This is a genomic window from Erwinia sp. JH02 (assembly GCF_013074405.1).
Taxonomy (GTDB): domain Bacteria; phylum Pseudomonadota; class Gammaproteobacteria; order Enterobacterales; family Enterobacteriaceae; genus Erwinia; species Erwinia rhapontici.
Genome location: NZ_JABANZ010000005.1, coordinates 582,960 through 602,404 on the forward strand (window position 1 = coordinate 582,960; position 19,445 = coordinate 602,404).

Here is a 19,445-nt window from a genome sequence, read left to right on the forward strand (position 1 = left end):
GAGCACTGTCCGTTCACGTCATAGTGCAGCCGCCGCGAGGGCGGCAGGCCGCGTTAAATGTCCAGGTTGAGGCTGAAACCTGCCGTCGCACCTGAAGTATGGAATTGTTCGGGTTTTTGCAGCGGTACCCCGGCAAACAGGTCGTAGCTGAGGTGGCTCAATACAGCACCGCGCACGCCGATGGCGCTCCCTGCCAGCTGGTGCCCGGCCAGATAACGGGTACCGGGGCCGTCAACTCGACCGTAGTCCAGCGCGGCATACAGCTCATGGCCGCGTGACAGCACATTCCACGCCAGCTCATTACGCCATATCACCCCTTTCTCACCCGACAGGATCTGCTCACCGTCAAAACCGCGTACCGAGTAACGCCCCGCAATTGCTATGCGATCCTGTGGCGTCAGCGGGTTGGCGCTCCACTGGCCGCGTACGCTGGTGACATAACGCCAGGGTTCGCTGCCCAGGGTAAAGGGTTGGTTCAGGCTGATATCGGCCATGGCAATGCCGGTACGGGCGCTGCCGCTCTGGGTATCCTCTTCGGGTGCCCGCAGCGCATTGAAAGCGCCGGTGCCACGCCGCCAGTTGAGGTTGGCATCCAGCGTGGCGTTGCCAAGATAACTGCGCTGATTCAGCCCCAACTCCCAACCCGCCGTACGGCGGCGCTGCTGTTCGATCTCGACGTCCTCCACTGCGTTAGAGGAGTTTCTGCGCCAGAGGCGCATATTGAGGGTGGTTTTATGCAACTGATTGCGGAACAGCAGGCGCGAGAGCGTCAACTGTACGTTGTCGCTCTTGCCGCTGTAGCTCAACACCTCGTTGGCGTTGGCGATATTCTGGTGGTAGGTGTAATTGTTGTAGTTGGCGGCCAGCCCCCAGTAGCCCACAGGCACCGAGTAGTTCAGCGTATGCGAGCGGTTGCCAAAGGGGCCGTGCTGAAACAGATCTTTGCCGATGTTGGCATAGAACAGATCGTTTTGTGCAAAAGGTGCATCCACCGCCAGCGTGGCGGAACCGAGGTAGCGCCCGGTGCTTTTTGAACCGCTGTCGTCCAGCCCCAGGCTGAGGCGAACCGGGCGGCCCTCTTTCCAGTTCACCCGCAGGTCGCTGGTGCCATCCTGCTCACCGGGCAGGATGCTGATATCGGCCGTGGCGCTGGGCACCCGCCGGAAGTTTTCCAACCCCTGCTCAATATCGCGCAGATTCAGCACATCTCCTGAGGATGCCGGTACAGCATTCCACATACGTGCACGCCATGAGACCGGCTCTTCAAACTGCACGCGACCGATGCGTCCGGGCTGGAGCGTCAATGTCAGCACACCTTGGGTCAAATCCTGTTCCTGGGCCATCACCCGGGTGGTGACAAAGCCTTTTGCCAGGATGGCATTCTGCACCTTGTTGATCACCAGCATAATGCCCTGCCCGCCCAGACAACGGCCTTTGGCCCCCTCAGCCGCGTCCAGCGCCCACTGAAAACGGGGTGCGAGATCGCCCTGCAGACGCAGGGAGTGGATCATGAAGCAGGGTTTTTCGTCGACAGGATAGTCAGGGGTCACCGCATCGGGGCGAGCCAGACGGACATCACTGTCCGGCGCATTTTGCTGCTGGAGTGCACGCTCTCGCGCCTGCTGGCGCAGTTGCTCCTGGGCATCCAGCGTTGCGCCCGTACGGGTATCGTTATCAGGGAGTGCTGCCGCGAAGGCGATGGGTGTAGCGGTAATTGCCGCACTCATAAGTAAAGATGTAGCAAATCCCTGCTGAAAGAAACGCAAAAATAAAGTCATGCTAATGTAAGTCCATTTTAAAGGCATGTAACACAATGTAATTTTCGTGCATTATCCATTCAATAAAATGAAAATCAAGCAGGAATGTATCCGTTTTTTATTATTCACACGAAAACGCTTCTGTCTGGATAAGTTAAAATGACTTACCGTTAAAGGTTCAGCTAATTAATAATACAAATGGGTTACTTATCTATTTTAGAATTTGGGATAAGTCATTTGAATTAACGGAAAAACCGCGTTCTTAGAAGAGTTATTCAGTAAGAATGCGCAGAGCGACACATCACCCTGCACCTTTATGGTTCACATCCGTCATTAAAGACGCACTCCCTGCTCAATTCGTGCACAAAAACACCCTAAAGAGCACAACATAGGTGCATAAGACGTGTTGCATGCATAGCCTGTGAGTCGAGCGTAAAAATAATTAGTCTTATTTTTCATTGTGTTGAGCATATCGCTCCTTAATAAGCGCTGCCGCTGGCCCGGGAATTGCTAATTACCCTGCAACAAATATCAATACGCTGGGGAGCATACATGGATCACAATCAGTCAGAAGGTCAGCTGCACAGGGGATTGAAAAATCGCCATATTCAGCTGATTGCTTTGGGTGGCGCAATCGGTACCGGGCTGTTTCTCGGTATTGCGCAAACCATCAAAATGGCAGGCCCGTCGGTTCTGCTGGGCTATGCGATTGCCGGCATGATTGCCTTCTTTATTATGCGCCAGCTCGGCGAGATGGTGGTTCACGAACCGGTTGCAGGCTCGTTCAGTCATTTTGCCAACACCTACTGGGGCAGCTTTGCCGGTTTCGTCTCCGGCTGGAATTACTGGGTGCTTTACGTGCTGGTCAGTATGGCTGAGCTCACCGCTGTCGGGATTTACGTTCAGTACTGGTGGCCGGACATTCCGACCTGGGTTTCTGCCGGGGTGTTCTTTGTTGCGATCAACCTCATCAACATGACCAGCGTGAAAATCTACGGTGAGGTGGAGTTCTGGTTTTCCATCATCAAAGTCGTGGCGATTGTCGGCATGATAGGCTTTGGCGCCTGGCTGCTTGCCAGCGGCCATGGCGGCCCTGAGGCCAGCGTCGCTAACCTGTGGCAGTACGGCGGTTTTTTCCCTAACGGAATCAGTGGGCTGGTGATGGCGATGGCCGTGATCATGTTCTCTTTCGGTGGGCTTGAGCTGATAGGCATTACCGCCGCCGAAGCCGATGATCCTCAGAAAAGTATTCCGAAGGCTACCAATCAGGTGATTTATCGCATCCTGCTGTTCTATGTGGGGGCGCTGGCGGTGCTGCTGTCACTCTATCCGTGGCAGAAAGTGGTCGAAGGCGGGAGTCCGTTCGTTCTTATTTTCCACGCACTCGACAGCAATCTGGTCGCGACGCTGCTGAATGCCGTGGTGCTGTCTGCTGCGCTGTCCGTTTATAACAGCTGCGTGTTCAGCAACAGCCGTATGCTGTTTGGTTTGGCGAAACAGGGTAACGCTCCGGCGTCATTATTAAAGATTAATCGTCGCGGTATTCCTTTCAACGCCCTTAGCGTTTCGGCGCTGGTGACCGCCCTTTGCGTACTGCTTAATTACCTGATGCCGGGCAAAGCCTTCGAGCTGCTGATGTCACTGGTGGTTTCTGCGCTGGTGATCAACTGGGCGATGATCAGTATCACCCATCTGAAATTCCGCAGCGCCATGCGCGTTGCCGGGCAGAAAACCCGCTTCGCCAGCCTGGGCTATCCCCTGACCAATATTCTGTGCCTGCTGTTCCTGGCCGGTATTCTGGTGATTATGTTTATGACGCCGGGCATCGCGATTTCCGTCTGGCTGATCCCCGTCTGGCTGCTGGTGCTGACCGTGAGCTATCAGTTAAGAAAAAAGAAAAACACCGCGCATGTGGGCACGATTGTTGAAACCAATAACCTCTGAGACAGGGAAAAAATGAAAACATTATTACCTTTGGTATTGCTGGTTGCCGCCGGGAGCGCCAGCGCAGAATCACATCTGCAAACAGTGGTAAAGCAGGGCACGTTAACTGTCTGTACTACGGGTGATTACAAGCCTTACACCTTCCTGAAACCCGATGGCAGCTATGAAGGGATTGATATCTCGATGGCTGAATCGCTGGCGAAAAGCCTGGGGGTAAAGGTGAACATCGTGAAATCGACCTGGAAGACTCTGACGCCCGATCTGGTGGCAGGCAAATGCGATATTGCGATGGGCGGAATTTCGGTCACGCTGGCGCGTCAGCAGCAGGCTTTCTTTGCCGAGAAGATCGACGTTGACGGTAAAATCCCGCTGGTACGCTGCGTGGATGTGAAAAGGTATCAAACGATTGAGCAAATCAACAAACCCTCAGTACGCCTGATCGAGCCGGCAGGCGGCACTAACGAGGCTTTTGCCCACGCTTTCTTACCGAAAAGCACGCTGACGCTCTCTCACGATAATGCCGGCATCTTCCAGCAACTGGTCGACAAAAAGGCCGATGTGATGATAACCGAGGCATCTGAAGCGCTGTATCAGAAGAAGTCGCACCCGTCGCTTTGCGCGGTGAACCCTGATAAACCGATGCAGTATGGCGAGAAGTCTTACATGCTACCGACCGACGATATCAGCTGGAAGCTTTACGTCGACCAGTGGCTGCATCTGTCCCGCGCCACCGGTGAGTATCCCGCCATCGTCGCCCACTGGATGTGACGAATGCGCTGATTGCGTGCATAAAAAAAGAGGCCATCAGGCCTCTTTTTTTATGCTTTAAGCAACATACATTCCGTATTTAGAAAGGAATGTCGTCGTCAAAGTCCATTGGGGGTTCATTGTTGGCAGGCGCACTGTTCTGCTGTGGTGCCTGCTGCGGGCGAGACTGCTGCGCGCCGCCGCTGAACTGGTTGCCGCCCGGTGCGCCGCCCTGTGGCTGCTGTGGCTGGCCCCAACCGTTGTTGCTGCCGCCGCCCTGACCGCCACCTGCTGGTGCGCCGCCGCCCTGAGCACGACCGCCCAGCATCTGCATGGTGCCGCCAACGTTAACCACGACTTCGGTGGTGTACTTCTCAACGCCAGCCTGGTCAGTCCATTTACGGGTCTGCAGTGCGCCTTCGATATAAACCTGAGAACCCTTACGCAGGTATTCACCCGCCACTTCGGCCAGTTTGCCGAACAGCACAACACGGTGCCACTCAGTCTTCTCTTTGGTTTCACCGGTTTGCTTGTCACGCCAGCTTTCGGAGGTGGCCAGAGTAATGTTGGCAACGGCACCGCCATTTGGCATGTAGCGAACTTCCGGGTCCTGACCCAGATTTCCGACTAAAATTACTTTGTTTACGCCTCTGCTGGCCATGTTGCTGTCTCCGGTTAAATGTTCTGACTTAAGTCTAAGCGCAAAATTCTATCATGGCATACCCCCAGATCCTACATTTAGGAGATGCCTCGAAAAACACCGCTGTTCGTTGCAGTATTACATCGCTCTGTATGGCATTCTACGCCAAAACACTGGTTATCCATTCAGGTTTTTTTGTGCCATACTAACGCGTTTCTTTCTGGCCGTGCCGGGCAGGCATGGTGAGGTTTGTGCTAATCCGGGAATTGTGAATGGATAAGATCGAAGTACGGGGTGCCCGCACCCACAATTTGAAAAACATTAACCTGACCATCCCGCGCGACAAACTGATCGTCGTTACGGGCCTGTCAGGCTCTGGCAAGTCCTCGCTGGCGTTTGATACGCTGTACGCAGAAGGGCAACGCCGCTATGTCGAGTCGCTATCGGCCTATGCGCGCCAGTTCCTTTCCTTGATGGAAAAACCAGACGTCGACCATATCGAAGGGCTGTCACCGGCGATTTCGATTGAACAAAAATCGACCTCGCACAACCCGCGTTCCACCGTCGGCACCATCACCGAAATTCATGACTATCTGCGCCTGCTGTTTGCTCGCGTGGGTGAGCCTCGCTGCCCGGACCACGATGTCACGCTGGCAGCACAAACCGTCAGTCAGATGGTGGATAATGTGCTGGCGCAGCCTGAAGGCCGCCGTCTGATGCTGCTGGCACCGATCGTGAAAGATCGTAAGGGTGAACACACCAAAACGCTGGAAAACCTGGCAAGCCAGGGCTACATCCGTGCGCGTATCGACGGTGAAGTCTGCGATCTGTCCGATCCGCCGAAGCTGGAACTGCAGAAGAAACACACCATTGAAGTGGTGGTTGACCGCTTTAAGGTGCGTGACGATCTGGCCCAGCGCCTGGCAGAGTCGTTTGAAACTGCGCTCGAACTGTCCGGTGGTAGTGCGGTCGTCGCGGATATGGATGACACCAGCGCCGAAGAACTGCTGTTCTCAGCCAACTTTGCCTGCCCGATTTGTGGCTACAGTATGAATGAGCTGGAACCGCGCCTGTTCTCCTTCAACAACCCGGCCGGGGCTTGCCCGACCTGTGACGGGCTGGGCGTTCAGCAGTATTTTGATCCTGACCGCGTGGTGCAGAACCCTGAGCTGTCACTGGCGGGTGGTGCCATTCGCGGCTGGGATCGCCGTAACTTCTACTATTTCCAGATGCTGCGCTCGCTGGCTGAGCATCTGGAATTTGATATCGAAGCGCCGTTCAGCTCGCTCAGCGACTACAACCGCAAAGTGATCCTGTACGGCTCAGGCAAAGAGAACATCGAATTTAAGTACGTCAACGACCGGGGCGATACCTCGGTGCGCCGCCATCCGTTCGAAGGCGTACTGCACAATATGGAACGCCGCTATAAAGAGACGGAATCGTCCGCGGTGCGCGAAGAACTGGCGAAATATATCAGCAACCGCTCCTGTACCAGCTGCGGCGGTACACGTCTGCGTCGTGAAGCACGCCACGTCTTCCTGGAGAACACCACGCTACCGACCATCTCAGATATGAGCATCGGCCATGCGATGGAGTTTTTCCAGAATATGAAACTCAGCGGCCAGCGCGCGCAAATCGCTGAGAAAGTGCTGAAAGAGATTGGCGACCGCCTGAAGTTCCTGGTGAACGTTGGCCTGAACTATCTGTCGATGTCGCGTTCGGCGGAAACCCTCTCCGGCGGTGAAGCGCAGCGTATCCGTCTTGCCAGCCAGATCGGTGCGGGCCTGGTGGGCGTGATGTACGTGCTGGATGAGCCCTCTATCGGCCTGCATCAGCGTGACAACGAGCGTCTGCTGGAAACCCTGGTGCATCTGCGCAATCTGGGCAATACCGTGATTGTGGTTGAGCACGATGAAGATGCCATCCGCGCGGCCGACCATGTGATTGATATCGGCCCCGGTGCCGGGGTGCATGGCGGACAGATCGTCGCAGAAGGGACGGTGGATGACATCATGGCGGTGGAGTCGTCCCTGACCGGGCAGTACCTCAGCGGCAAGCGTGGCATCGCCATCCCGAAACAGCGCGTTAAGGGCGATCCGGCGAAGGTGCTGAAGCTGACCGGCGCCAGCGGTAACAACCTGAAGGACGTCACACTGACACTGCCTGTCGGGCTGTTTACCTGCGTGACCGGCGTGTCCGGCTCCGGGAAATCGACGCTGATCAACGATACTCTGTTCCCGATTGCTCAGCGCCAGCTGAACGGCGCCACTATTGCCGAAGCCGCACCGTACCGTGATATCTCTGGGATGGAGCATTTCGATAAGGTGATCGACATCGATCAAAGCCCTATCGGGCGTACGCCGCGTTCAAACCCGGCCACCTATACCGGGATCTTCACCCCAGTGCGTGAACTGTTTGCCGGGGTGCCGGAGTCGCGTACACGCGGCTATACGCCGGGGCGCTTCAGCTTTAACGTGCGCGGTGGGCGCTGTGAAGCCTGTCAGGGTGATGGCGTGATCAAGGTGGAGATGCACTTCCTGCCGGATATCTACGTGCCCTGTGACCAATGCAAAGGCAAACGCTATAACCGTGAAACACTGGAAGTGAAATACAAGGGTAAGAGCATTCACGAAGTGCTGGAGATGACCATTGAAGAAGCCCGTGAGTTCTTCGATGCCGTTCCTGCGCTGGCGCGTAAGCTGCAAACCCTGATGGATGTCGGCCTGTCCTATATTCGTCTCGGGCAGTCGGCCACCACGCTCTCCGGTGGTGAAGCGCAGCGCGTGAAGCTGGCGCGTGAGCTGTCGAAACGCGGCACAGGTCAGACGCTGTACATCCTTGATGAACCCACCACCGGCCTGCACTTTGCCGATATCGAGCAACTGCTGGAAGTGCTGCACCAGCTGCGCGACCAGGGCAACACCATCGTGGTGATTGAGCACAACCTTGATGTGATCAAAACCGCTGACTGGATTGTTGACCTCGGGCCGGAAGGCGGCAGCGGTGGCGGCGAGATCCTCGTGTCCGGTACGCCGGAAACAGTGGCAGAGTGCGAACGTTCGCACACCGCGCGCTTCCTGAAGCCGCTGTTACAGCGTTAATTATTTGGGCGAGGCATCGGGCGAGGCGTGCCTCGCCCCTACGATTACGATTACGATTACGGTTGTACGGTTGTACGGTTGTACGGTTGTACGGTTTTCGTAGGGGTCGGGCATGCCCGACCCGCTATCACGAACGGTATTTTTCTCCGTGGTTTGCTGCATTTTTCTTACAATCGCCACAAAATCTTGCAGAAACAGGCAAGACTTAGCGAGTTTTGGATATACCCCCTTCACCATTATCTGACTATGCTTAACCTTCATCATTTTGCGGAGAAGGTGACGCTATTCCACTGCCTGCTCCCACCCTCACGGCCACTGCGCCACATCATCAATAACTGGAGAGACCAATGAATATTACGCATGCTTATGCCGCCCAGGACGCGAAATCGAAGCTGGCTCCGTTTGAGTTTCAGCCACGCGAACTGCGTGAACATGATGTGCAGATCGAGGTGTTGTTCTGCGGCGTTTGCCACTCTGACCTACACCAGGCACGCAATGAATGGCGCAACACCATTTTCCCGGTCGTGCCAGGCCATGAGATTGTGGGTCGCGTGACGGCAGTCGGCGCACACGGCCATAAATACAAGGTGGGCGATCTGGTTGGCGTGGGCTGTATGGTCGACAGTTGTCGTACCTGTGACAGCTGTAAAGAGGACCTGGAGCAGTACTGCGAAGAGGGCTTTGTTGGCACCTATAACGGCGAAGACCGCATAAACGGCGATATCACCTTTGGGGGTTACTCCACCCAAGTAGTAGTGCATGAAGACTTCGTACTGCGCGTGCCTGAAAATCTCGATCCGGCCGGTGCCGCGCCACTGCTGTGTGCCGGGATCACCACCTTCTCGCCACTGCACCACTGGGGCGTGGGCCCGGGTAAAAAAGTCGGTATCGTAGGCCTGGGCGGCCTCGGCCATATGGGCGTAAAAATTGCGCATGCCATGGGCGCGCACGTCGTACTGTTCACCACCTCGCCATCTAAAATTGAAGACGGTAAGCGCCTGGGCGCAGATGAAGTCGTGATCTCGAAAGATGCCGACCAGATGGCGCAACATGCCAACAGTTTTGACTTCATTCTTAACACGGTTGCTGCACAGCACGATCTGAACCCGTTTATCACCCTGCTGCGCCGCGATGGCACCATGACGCTGGTCGGTGCGCCGGAACATGATCATCCGTCACCGCAGGTGTTTAATCTGATCTTTAAACGCCGCAGCATTGCGGGTTCACTGATTGGCGGGATTAAAGAGACTCAGGAGATGCTGGATTTCTGCGGTAAGCACAACATCACCTCCGATATTGAGATGATCAATATTAATCAGATCAACGAAGCCTATGAGCGTATGCTGAAAAGCGATGTGAAGTACCGTTTCGTGATTGATATCGATACATTGCGCGCGTAACCAGAAGACAAAGCGGGCGGCCCTGTTCAGGGCCGCCCGCTTAATGTTGACGATTAGAAATTGTATTTCACGCCAACCATTGCGGCATTATCGTTGTAACCCGCATCGCCCATCTGCACGCCAATGTTCCCCCACAGATTCAGACGTGGGTTCACTTTCCCTTCCAGCCCGACTTTCACTTCCGCCAGGTTGGTTGCGCCGTTCTGGCTGACACGAACGTCATCCATTTTGGTCGCAAAGTTGCGTGTGTTATGCAGCCAGTTCACCTGAAGGAAAGGCTGGAACTCGCGCTGCTTATTGTTATCAATAGCACTGTGACCTTTCAAGTAGGTTTTCACCCCCAGACGCGTCAACAGGTTGCCGTCGCCCTCACCTTTCACCTTCGTACCATTCGCTTCCTGAACGTTATTTGCCTTTACACCCATCCAGACAACCTGAGCCTGAGGTTGAATAAACCATTCATTGAGCGATCCCTGGCTCCCCGAGAACTGGCCGAGTTTCCAGGTGTAGCCGCCTTCCAGTGAAGCTGAAACCCCATGGGATTTATAGCTTTCGGTCGCCAGTTCTTCACCTTTAACGTCGTTATCAAACCAGCCATACTGCAGCCAGGTATCCAGGTGCGCACCGGTATGGTTTTCAGTATTGCCATACCAGGTCGCATAACCGCCCACGCTGTAACCATTAACGGAACCTTTTGAACGGTAACCGCTGTGCTGGTTTCGGGTGGTGCTGTGGCTGTCACCATAGCCAGCCATAACGCCAACATGCCAGCGGTCTAGCCCATCCGTACTCCAGCGGGCAACATCACCACCGATCTGCGCCACATAGCGATTGCTCTGGGTTTTCAACTGTCCACTGTCGTCGTGCCATGAATTATGTCCGCCAACCTGGCGTAACCACATGCTGGTGACTTCCTTCTGGCCCGTTAACGCATCAATGAACTGTGTTTCACCCAACCTGTCATGCAGGGTCAGAAGGAACAGGGTGTTTGCTGTTGCCAAGTTAGCCGTGTAGCTTCCACCTTCAGGGCGAATGACTGAGGGGTGCAGAGTATGACCTGGGTTTGGATCTGTTGGATCTGTTGGATCTGTTGGATCTGTTGGATTTGTAGGGTCTGTTGGATCGGGAACCACTGGAGTGAGCAGACTGGTCAGATACCAGTTTTCGCCTTTCTGAACGAGGTCGTAATCATAGGCTCCTGCAACCATACGCCCCGATTTCTCGAAAGTCCCTGTCGAGGTTCCACCCACCTCAACAATTTCAATACCTTCCACGGTCTGTGCGCCCTGGCCGCCAAGGTTATTGATCGTGACGCTGGTTGTTCCTGCCAGTACATCTCCGCCGACAATCAGCTTATTGGTTTGTGAGCTGTCATCACCCAGTACGCTGTTCATCACCAGCGATCCACCGTCACCGGCGTAATCGCCCGTTATCGTCAAGGTGTCAAACTTGCTTTGATCGGAGAAAGTAATCGTACCGTTATTGGTCAACTGGCCGACATCGGAATTGTTGTTCATGTTCCATTCGCTGCTGGCATCGAGCGACAGCGAGGTGGCTTTCGTGACGGCACCGTTGAGCACAGACGCGGAGGACAGATCGACCGCCACGGTATTGCCAATATGACTCACTACAATATCGCCATTTAAGGTGCTGCCTGTGGCATTGAAAGTGAGATTACTGTAAACGTTTTTGCTCGGATCCAAGGTATTTACAAAATGACTTACCGTTAACAGCTCTCCATTGCCTCCACTCAGTTCAGAGTTTTTCACAGTCATAACCGTTTGGGTGGCATTTAACTCAATCGCCTGAGCAAGCTGGGTATCAATTTTCACATTGTCCAGTAAAACATCACTTGAACCTCTGGCTACGAAAATCCCGGTTGCCTTATCGCCTGTAGTGGAAATCTCACTGTTACGAATATCAAGCGTACTGTCGCGGCTCCATGCACCGTAACTCTGAATGCCCGCCGTTTTGATATGCACATCATCTGCAGTTATTTTTGTCCCGGCGTAAGACATAAGAGCTGAAGCACTATCACCAAACGTATCGATGGCGCTGCTGAACAACTCTCCTTCCCCCTTACGGACATCCATGCCCATAGCGCCAGAATCTTTGGTGGTGATTGTCAGATTTTCTCCCCGAATCTTACTTTCAGTGTAAAGAGCGGTGCTGCCCTTGCCTGTGGTGTCAATCGTGCTGTTCGTCAGGGTCGCCGTTCCTTTTCTCACTTCAACGCCCATAGATGCATTCCCTTTCGTGGAAATAAGGACCTCATTCATGGTGACGATGGAATCTGAGCCAATGAGTAGCAGTCCAGAACTTTCATCTCCTATAGTTGAATAACTCCCCTTCTCAACAGTAACGTTATTGATGCCAGCATTTGCTTCCGATGAACCCACCGACAGTGCATAGTTCTTGCTGCTTGAAGTACTGACTGCTACGTTATTCAGGGTTAACTCTCCCCCTTTTATGACTTCAATAGCAGTGCCTGCCGCAGTATTAATTTCGCCGCCGTTGATCTCTGCCTTGATCCCAGGATCCCCCTCCAGCACCAAGCCCTTCGCATTGTTAGTGCCTTTAATCTGTAGGTTTTCTAGCACGACATCCGCCCCCGTCTCCAGTCGGATCCCCGTACTGTTATCACCAGATACGTTAACAGTTAAGTACTGTGCATTGAATTTACTACCTTGAACAGAAGCGCCAATACCACCCGCTCCGCCGCTGGTAAGCGTCATCGTCTTTGACGTCAACGTTGAACCATTAATAACACTAAGAATCGTTGCATTTTGTTCGGTCATATTCGAATAGGTTTTATCATCAAGGGCGATCACCATGCCATCAACCTCGATAGTACCTTCTTCCGCCCAAACAGGCATGCAAGGAGCAAAAATTAAAGGCACGACACACATTGGAGTTTTCAGTAACTTCCCAATATTCCATTTCTTATTCAAATCAACATCCATTATCAATTCCTTTTAAGCCAACCATTACAAATATAAAGTCGTATTGCGATGCACCACACCCCGCATAAAAATCATCATTATCAAGACCTTTGCGATTTAACACTGCAGCCAGCCCTTCGCGCCACAATAATATTTATTAATATATTGTGGTGAAAAATTGAGAGTTTTTAATGGGTTCGCTACCTTTGCCTTCAGTTTTAACCGCGATGTTTTAGCATATTCATCGTAAAAATGATGTTAGTGTTTTTCTTATTTTTTCCTGGAAATGAAAAAAAACAATGTGTGCTCGTAGCAGAAAAATATTTTTTACAATCAATAAATGAATGAAATTAAATAGATAACAAGCCATAAAAAACAATCGTCACCGCCCTTGTTAACATAATTTAACAAGGGTGAGATACGTTTTAATTTAGATATGCATTAGAAAAATAAAATAGCAATGCATTAAATTACGATATTTTTATTCCTCTGTCCTTTAATATAACGTTGATGTGTCGCTAATGAGCATCTCGTTTAGTGGAAATATTCGGTAAAGCAGGATAACGACCAGCCCGCACCAGGCATTCTGGCCGTTTCATCTTTATTTCTGCACCTGTTGATAAGACGCATCCACCAGGTAGTAAATTTGTGAATCTTTCAGTGATCCGTCCAGCAACACGGCGTTCCAGTGTGAGGGATTCAGATGCTCGCAGGGCTGCACATCACTGTGCTGCTCTCGAATAAGATCGGCCAAGGCAGGGGTGCTTTTCAGCGCCACGGCAGGACGTCCACCCACATCGTAGAGCATGGCAAACAGCACTCCTTTGGCTTTGATCTGTGTAGCCTGCCACTCATCGTGTTCACTTTGCTCTGCACCGTTTTTCGCCATGCAGTATGACAACAGCTCAGATATCTTCATGCTTAATCATCCCCCTGTAGGGTTGCCACGATACGTCGGGCACCACCGCGAATCCGGTGTTCACCCAGGTAAATTCCCTGCCATGTCCCCAGCATCAGCCGACCACGGCTGATCGGCAGCAACAGTGAGGTGCCCAGCAGCGAGGACTTAATATGGGCAGGCATATCATCCGCACCTTCATAGTCGTGCTGGTAGGGCGCATTGTCCGGCACCGAACGCAGAAAATGTTGCTCCATATCGGTTCTCACCGTGGGATCGCAGTTTTCGTTCAGCGTCAGGGAAGCAGATGTATGCTGCAACAGCAGATGCAGCAGCCCGGTCTGCACATCACTTAATCGACGTAGTTCACCGAGGATCTCATCCGTTATCAGATGAAAGCCACGCGGTTTTTCGTTCAGAGTGAGCGTTTGCTGATACCACATAGTAGGACTCCTTAACGCAATAGATGCGTTAAGTGTGCAGCAAGTGGCGAAAAGGTAAACCTGAAAAGTGAAAAAGCAGGAATAGCTGGCCGGGAGAGTCCCGGCCAGAAATGATTACATAACAGCAGCCATCGCTTCCGCAACCTGACGCACATTGTTGTGGTTCAGGCCAGCGATGCAGATACGTCCGCTGGCAATCAGGTACACGCCAAACTCATTACGCAGGCGGTCGACCTGTGCTGCGCTCAGGCCGGTGTAGCTGAACATGCCGCGCTGCTTCAGCAAGTAGTCAAAGTTTTTACCCGGGACGGCGAGGGTAAGCCCTTCCACCAGCGCCTGACGCATTTCCAGAATACGCACGCGCATCGCTTCTACTTCTGCCAGCCAGCTGGCTTTCAGCTCAGGGTTATTGAGCACGCAGGAGACGACCTGCGCACCAAAGTTTGGTGGGCTGGAGTAGTTACGGCGCACAGTCGCTTTGAGCTGGCCAAGCACACGAGCGGCTTCATCCGCATCATCACAGACGATGGACAGGCCGCCAACGCGTTCGCCATACAGGGAGAAGATTTTAGAGAATGAGTTACTGACCAGCGCAGGCAGGCCCGCCGCGGCGATAGCGCGGATAGCATAGGCATCGTCTTCCATGCCAGCACCGAAGCCCTGATAGGCGATATCCAGGAACGGGATCAGCTCGCGTGCTTTCAGCACAGCGGTCACTTCATCCCACTGTGCGTTGGTCAGATCAGCCCCGGTTGGGTTATGGCAGCACGGATGCAGCAGCACAATGCTCTGGGCAGGCAAGGTGTTCAGTTTTTCCAGCAACGCGGCGAACTTCACACCATTGCTTTCATCGTCATACCACGGGTACGTATTGACCGTGAAGCCGGCACCCGCAAAGATAGCAATGTGGTTTTCCCAGGTCGGATCGCTGACCCAGACCTGTGAATTCGGGAAGTAGTATTTCAGGAAGTCAGCACCGACTTTCAGCGCACCCGATCCCCCCAGGGTCTGAATTGTGGCGATACGCCCCGCTTTCAGTACCGGATGTTCTGCGCCAAACAGCAGTGGCGCAACCGCGCTGCGGTAAGGTGGCAGGCCTTCCATCGGCAGATAGAGAGAGGCACTCTGTGGCTGTGCATTCAGCAGAGCTTCCGCTGCGGCAACCGCCCTCATCTGTGGGATCACACCCTGTGCGTCGTAATACAGGCCGATGCTCAGGTTCACCTTGTGCGCGCGGTTGTCCTGCTTGAAAGTTTCCATCAGGGAGAGAATCGGATCGCCAGCGTAGGCATCAACGTTTTGAAACACGGTGCAAGTCTCCATTAAATAATCAGTCATGTCCTGCAACGCCACGGCGGGCGTTGCGGTAAATTCAGGCAAGGTTAAACGTAATAGCGGCCAGGGCGGTGGTTCATGGCAATAATCAGATTCAGCACTACCGCACCGGCAATAGAGGCCGCCAGCATCTCGCGCGAAACCACAAACAGCGAGGCCAACACCACGCAGGTATCCACCCCCATTTGCAGTTTTCCGGCGCGAATACCGTAACGGTCCTGCAACCACAACGCCAGGATATTGATCCCACCCAGGCTGGCCTTATGGCGAAATAACACTATAAACCCAATCCCCATGACCACGTTACCGAACAGTGTCGCATAAAAGGGATCCAGCGCGGAAAAATGGATGAATAATGGGTGCAGGTGGCTAAATGCAGAGACCAGTGCCACAGCAGAGAAGGTTTTCACAGTGAAAGCCCAACCCATGCGCTTCACGGCCAGCCAGTAAAATGGGATGTTGATCAGGAAAAATGCCAGCCCAAAGGAGGTTTTACTCAAGTAGCTGATCAGAAAGGCGATACCGGCAGTACTTCCGGTCAGCGCCCCGGCCTGTTTCAGCAGCGTGACACCAAAAGAGACCATCAACGTACCCAGCAGAATAGCCAGCACATCTTCCAGCAGGGTATGGGGGATTTTTACAGGTTGTTGCACGACGTTATCCATCGGATTGATTCTCGGGTGATTATTGCTTTATTGATTGCCCAATATATAGCAAAAATCGCACCAATCCGGCGGCCCCTGGAGCCACCGGATGGTGCCAGCGAATTAACCCATTGAATACAAGGCGCTTTGTTGCTCGTTTTTGTGCATGAAATTGCCATTTAAGCATCACATCACGCACTTAAGTTGATTTTATCGCACACATTCCGCATGAAAGATCGCTTTGATGCACAAGCATGGTGCGCGACATGCACTGTTTTAGCGCAGCAGCGTCTCACTCACCGACATCAGGCCATTCTCTTTCAGGCGGTTCAGGACCACTGACGTCTTCACATGCGAAACGCTTTGATGCCCTGCCACCAACTGGCTAATCAGCGCGCTCAGCCCGGCGAGATCGGCCACCGCCACTTTCAACAGGTAATCAGCGTCACCCGTGGTTTTATAGGCATCCACGATAGCCGACTGCTCGGACACCATGCGGTGAAAACTCTCAACGTATTCTGTCGTGTGGCTGATCAGCCGCACTTCAATCAGGCCGATCATCCCCAGGCCGACGGCATCCGGGGACAACCGCGCGTGATAGCCAAGGATCAATCCAGCCTGTTCCAGGTTAATACGGCGGCGTGAGCACTGTGAGGCGGACAGCTTCACAATATCGCTCAATTCCTGGTTAGTCAGGCGACCATTCGCTTCCAGTAAAGTCAGTATCTTAAGGTCAAAATCATCAATCTGGGTCATCGTTCATCCGTGCTGGTGTCTGGATACAGCTGACAGACAGATAACCGCATTCATTGCAGTGTTGTCCAACACTATTTTGTGATGACAGGCGTTGAAAGCGGGTCGGGCATGCCCGCCCCCTACAAGCGTCGGAAGCGAGGGATAAATCGTAGGGGGGTTGGGCAGGCTGGCCCACCAAGATTGTGGAGGTATGTTGTATCGCGTCGGAAGCGAGGGATAAATCGTAGGGGTCGTGCATGCCCGACCCGAAAAGATTACTCGTCGTCGTACTGCGGACCCGCATAGTTGTCGAAGCGCGACCACTGACCATTAAAGGTCAGGCGTACAGTCCCGATGGGGCCGTTACGCTGCTTACCGATGATGATCTCAGCGATGCCTTTATGCTCGCTGTTTTCTTCATAAACCTCATCACGGTAGATAAACATGATCAAGTCGGCATCCTGCTCGATGGAGCCGGATTCACGCAGGTCGGAGTTAATCGGGCGTTTATTACTGCGTTGCTCCAGAGAGCGGTTAAGCTGCGACAGCGCCACAACCGGCACCTGAAGCTCTTTCGCGAGCGCCTTAAGCGAACGTGATATCTCAGCAATTTCCAGGGTACGGTTATCGGACAGTGCCGGTACGCGCATCAATTGCAGGTAGTCGATCATGATCAGACTTAAGCCGCCGTGCTCACGGAAAATACGGCGCGCACGCGAACGAACATCGGTCGGGGTGAGGCCGGAAGAATCATCAATGTACATGTTCTTCTTCTCCATCATGATCCCCATAGTGCTGGAGATGCGCGCCCAATCCTCATCATCAAGCTGACCGGTACGAATACGGGTCTGGTCAACGCGGGACATCGATGCCAGCATACGCATCATGATCTGCTCGCCGGGCATCTCCAGGCTGAAGATCAGCACCGGTTTATCCTGTTCCATCGCTGCGTTTTCACACAGGTTCATGGCAAAGGTGGTTTTACCCATCGACGGACGGGCCGCGACGATAATCAGGTCAGAACGCTGAAGCCCGGCAGTTTTCTTATTCAGATCGCCGTAGCCCGTATCCACCCCGGTGACACCATTCTGCGGCGTCTGATAGAGGGCCTCGATACGCTCGATTGTTGATTCGAGGATCTGATCAACACTCTTCGGCCCTTCATCTTTATTGGCACGGCTTTCGGCGATCTGGAACACGCGGGTTTCCGCCAGATCGAGCAGATCTTCACTGGTGCGCCCCTGAGGATCATAACCGGCATCCGCAATTTCGTTAGCAACGGAAATCATCTCACGCACAACGGCACGTTCACGGACGATATCCGCATAGGCGCCGATGTTTGCCGCACTTGGCGTATTTTTAGACAACTCAGCCAGATAGGCAAAACCGCCGACCATGCTCAGTTCGCCTTTGGTTTCCATCGATTCGGAAAGGGTAATCAGATCGATCGGTTTACCCAGTTCCAGCAGGCGCTGCATCTCCGCGAAGATCATCCGGTGCGGGCGGCTAAAGAAATCCTTTGCCACCACGCGCTCGGCAACGTTATCCCAGCGTTCGTTATCCAGCATTAAACCGCCCAACACCGACTGTTCAGCTTCCAGCGAGTGCGGGGGCAGCTTAAGATCTTCCATCTGGCGGTCACGCGGCTCGCGGTTTTCGAAGGATTTGTTGGTGGGTTTATTTCCTGCCATAGTGATGCGATACCAAAAATCTTGTGGGGGGACGCGCAAGTATACCCGTTTGCATGACTGACGTCCTCCCCCACATTACCGCGAAATCCACAGGAGTGAACATGGCGAAACGTATACAAATCAGCCAGCACGGTGCACCCGAAGTGATGCAGCTGGTGAGTTTTGAACCGACCGATCCGGCCCCCGGTGAGGTGCAGGTTGAGAACAAAGCCATCGGCATCAATTACATCGATACCTATGTGCGCAGCGGCCTGTACCCTGCTCCGCTTCCTGCCGGGCTGGGAACAGAAGCCGCCGGGATCGTCACTCGCGTTGGCGCTGGCGTCAGCGCCCTGAAACCAGGTGACCGTGTGGTTTACGCACAGTCGTCTCTGGGTGCCTACAGCGAAGTGCACAACGTTCCGGTCGATAAGGTGGCGCTGCTGCCGGATGCCATCTCCTATGAACAGGGCGCGGCATCCTTTCTTAAAGGTCTGACGGTGCATTATTTGCTGCGCCAGACCTATGTGGTGCAGCCCGATGAGGTGTTTCTGTTCCATGCCGCTGCAGGCGGCGTCGGGCTGATTGCCTGCCAGTGGGCAAAGGCGCTCGGGGCACATCTGATCGGCACGGTAGGCTCGGCGGAGAAAGCCGCGCTGGCAAAACGTGCGGGCGCCTGGGAAACCATTAACTATCGGGAAGAGGACATTGCCGCGCGCGTCAGCGAGCTGACCCATGGCAAAAAGCTGCGTGTGGTGTATGACTCGGTAGGGAAAGATACCTGGGAAGCATCGCTGGACTGCCTGCAGCGTCGTGGCCTGATGGTCAGCTTTGGCAACTCATCCGGCCCGGTGACGGGTGTGAATCTCAGCATCCTCAATCAAAAAGGATCACTGTATGTGACCCGCCCATCCCTCAATGGTTATATCACCACGCGTGAAGCGCTGCTTCAGGCCAGCAATGAGCTGTTCTCGCTGATGGCAAGTAATGCGATTAAGGTGGATGTGCCAGACACGCAGAAGTTTGCGCTGGCCGATGCAGCGCGGGCGCACCAGGTACTCGAAGGACGTGGTACACAGGGATCGAGTTTATTAATACCGTGATTTCTGGCGTACTGCACAAATAATCAGGGCCTCCCGAAGGAGGCCCTTTTTTCTTTCTTTTTTATAGTTCGCACTGAGTGTAGGGT

14 protein-coding genes are annotated in these 19,445 nt (G+C 53.7%); 5 read left to right on the forward strand and 9 right to left on the reverse strand.

Annotated features, from left to right (window positions below; all coding sequences use genetic code 11):
- Nucleotides 1-53: 53 nt before the first annotated feature.
- On the reverse strand, nt 54-1,778 hold the full coding sequence (locus HHI26_RS15250) for a ShlB/FhaC/HecB family hemolysin secretion/activation protein (protein ID WP_171149314.1): 1,725 nt from the start codon (nt 1,776-1,778) through the stop codon (nt 54-56).
- Between the two features lie 531 nt (nt 1,779-2,309).
- On the opposite strand from HHI26_RS15250, the gene HHI26_RS15255 reads away from it, so the two are divergent.
- Entirely contained in the window at nt 2,310-3,701 is a 1,392-nt protein-coding gene (locus HHI26_RS15255) for an amino acid permease (RefSeq protein WP_159336745.1), read from the forward strand.
- A gap of 12 nt (nt 3,702-3,713) precedes the next feature.
- Nucleotides 3,714-4,469 carry a transporter substrate-binding domain-containing protein gene (locus tag HHI26_RS15260; RefSeq protein ID WP_133846977.1) on the forward strand — a complete coding sequence of 252 codons (756 nt, stop codon included), beginning with the start codon at nt 3,714-3,716 and terminating at the stop codon, nt 4,467-4,469.
- A gap of 79 nt (nt 4,470-4,548) precedes the next feature.
- On the opposite strand, the gene ssb1 is transcribed toward HHI26_RS15260, so the two are convergent.
- Nucleotides 4,549-5,109, reverse strand: a complete 561-nt coding sequence (gene ssb1, locus HHI26_RS15265; RefSeq protein WP_133846976.1) for a single-stranded DNA-binding protein SSB1 — start codon at nt 5,107-5,109, stop codon at nt 4,549-4,551.
- A gap of 251 nt (nt 5,110-5,360) precedes the next feature.
- On the opposite strand from ssb1, the gene uvrA reads away from it, so the two are divergent.
- On the forward strand, nt 5,361-8,189 hold the full coding sequence (gene uvrA / locus HHI26_RS15270; RefSeq protein WP_133846975.1) for an excinuclease ABC subunit UvrA: 2,829 nt from the start codon (nt 5,361-5,363) through the stop codon (nt 8,187-8,189).
- A 347-nt stretch (nt 8,190-8,536) separates the two neighbouring features.
- On the forward strand, nt 8,537-9,589 hold the full coding sequence (locus tag HHI26_RS15275) for an NAD(P)-dependent alcohol dehydrogenase (protein ID WP_133846974.1): 1,053 nt from the start codon (nt 8,537-8,539) through the stop codon (nt 9,587-9,589).
- Between the two features lie 53 nt (nt 9,590-9,642).
- Here the strand turns inward: HHI26_RS15275 and HHI26_RS15280 are convergent, their stop codons facing one another.
- The 7 genes from HHI26_RS15280 to dnaB all read right to left on the reverse strand — a co-directional run bounded on the left by HHI26_RS15280 (nt 9,643) and on the right by dnaB (nt 18,277).
- Nucleotides 9,643-12,552, reverse strand: coding sequence for an autotransporter outer membrane beta-barrel domain-containing protein (locus HHI26_RS15280; protein WP_171149315.1), 2,910 nt, complete (start codon nt 12,550-12,552; stop codon nt 9,643-9,645).
- A 580-nt stretch (nt 12,553-13,132) separates the two neighbouring features.
- Entirely contained in the window at nt 13,133-13,450 is a 318-nt protein-coding gene (locus tag HHI26_RS15285; RefSeq protein WP_133846972.1) for an MmcQ/YjbR family DNA-binding protein, read from the reverse strand.
- Between the two features lie 2 nt (nt 13,451-13,452).
- Nucleotides 13,453-13,872, reverse strand: coding sequence for a secondary thiamine-phosphate synthase enzyme YjbQ (locus HHI26_RS15290; RefSeq protein WP_133846971.1), 420 nt, complete (start codon nt 13,870-13,872; stop codon nt 13,453-13,455).
- Between the two features lie 114 nt (nt 13,873-13,986).
- Nucleotides 13,987-15,180: an amino acid aminotransferase gene (locus HHI26_RS15295; RefSeq protein ID WP_171149316.1), complete on the reverse strand. Its 1,194-nt coding sequence runs from the start codon at nt 15,178-15,180 to the stop codon at nt 13,987-13,989.
- Nucleotides 15,181-15,254: 74 nt separating this feature from the next.
- Nucleotides 15,255-15,872 carry a YitT family protein gene (locus HHI26_RS15300; protein ID WP_133846970.1) on the reverse strand — a complete coding sequence of 206 codons (618 nt, stop codon included), beginning with the start codon at nt 15,870-15,872 and terminating at the stop codon, nt 15,255-15,257.
- A gap of 255 nt (nt 15,873-16,127) precedes the next feature.
- Nucleotides 16,128-16,607: an Lrp/AsnC family transcriptional regulator gene (locus HHI26_RS15305; protein ID WP_133846969.1), complete on the reverse strand. Its 480-nt coding sequence runs from the start codon at nt 16,605-16,607 to the stop codon at nt 16,128-16,130.
- A gap of 254 nt (nt 16,608-16,861) precedes the next feature.
- Nucleotides 16,862-18,277: a replicative DNA helicase gene (dnaB, locus tag HHI26_RS15310; protein WP_171149317.1), complete on the reverse strand. Its 1,416-nt coding sequence runs from the start codon at nt 18,275-18,277 to the stop codon at nt 16,862-16,864.
- 101 nt (nt 18,278-18,378) lie between these two features.
- Between dnaB and HHI26_RS15315 the strand changes: the two genes are divergently transcribed.
- A complete protein-coding gene (locus HHI26_RS15315; RefSeq protein ID WP_171149318.1) occupies nt 18,379-19,359 on the forward strand; it encodes a quinone oxidoreductase in 981 nt (326 codons plus the stop codon).
- Nucleotides 19,360-19,445 lie beyond the last annotated feature (86 nt).

Excerpts from the sequence above, each read along its gene's own strand:
- HHI26_RS15250 (WP_171149314.1), bottom strand. The coding sequence starts at position 1,778 with ATGACTTTATTTTTGCGTTTCTTTCAGCAGGGATTTGCTACATCTTTA.
- HHI26_RS15255 (WP_159336745.1), top strand. The coding sequence starts at position 2,310 with ATGGATCACAATCAGTCAGAAGGTCAGCTGCACAGGGGATTGAAAAAT.
- HHI26_RS15260 (WP_133846977.1), top strand. The coding sequence starts at position 3,714 with ATGAAAACATTATTACCTTTGGTATTGCTGGTTGCCGCCGGGAGCGCC.
- ssb1 (WP_133846976.1), bottom strand. The coding sequence starts at position 5,109 with ATGGCCAGCAGAGGCGTAAACAAAGTAATTTTAGTCGGAAATCTGGGT.
- uvrA (WP_133846975.1), top strand. The coding sequence starts at position 5,361 with ATGGATAAGATCGAAGTACGGGGTGCCCGCACCCACAATTTGAAAAAC.
- HHI26_RS15275 (WP_133846974.1), top strand. The coding sequence starts at position 8,537 with ATGAATATTACGCATGCTTATGCCGCCCAGGACGCGAAATCGAAGCTG.
- HHI26_RS15280 (WP_171149315.1), bottom strand. The coding sequence starts at position 12,552 with ATGGATGTTGATTTGAATAAGAAATGGAATATTGGGAAGTTACTGAAA.
- HHI26_RS15285 (WP_133846972.1), bottom strand. The coding sequence starts at position 13,450 with ATGAAGATATCTGAGCTGTTGTCATACTGCATGGCGAAAAACGGTGCA.
- HHI26_RS15290 (WP_133846971.1), bottom strand. The coding sequence starts at position 13,872 with ATGTGGTATCAGCAAACGCTCACTCTGAACGAAAAACCGCGTGGCTTT.
- HHI26_RS15300 (WP_133846970.1), bottom strand. The coding sequence starts at position 15,872 with ATGGATAACGTCGTGCAACAACCTGTAAAAATCCCCCATACCCTGCTG.
- HHI26_RS15305 (WP_133846969.1), bottom strand. The coding sequence starts at position 16,607 with ATGACCCAGATTGATGATTTTGACCTTAAGATACTGACTTTACTGGAA.
- dnaB (WP_171149317.1), bottom strand. The coding sequence starts at position 18,277 with ATGGCAGGAAATAAACCCACCAACAAATCCTTCGAAAACCGCGAGCCG.
- HHI26_RS15315 (WP_171149318.1), top strand. The coding sequence starts at position 18,379 with ATGGCGAAACGTATACAAATCAGCCAGCACGGTGCACCCGAAGTGATG.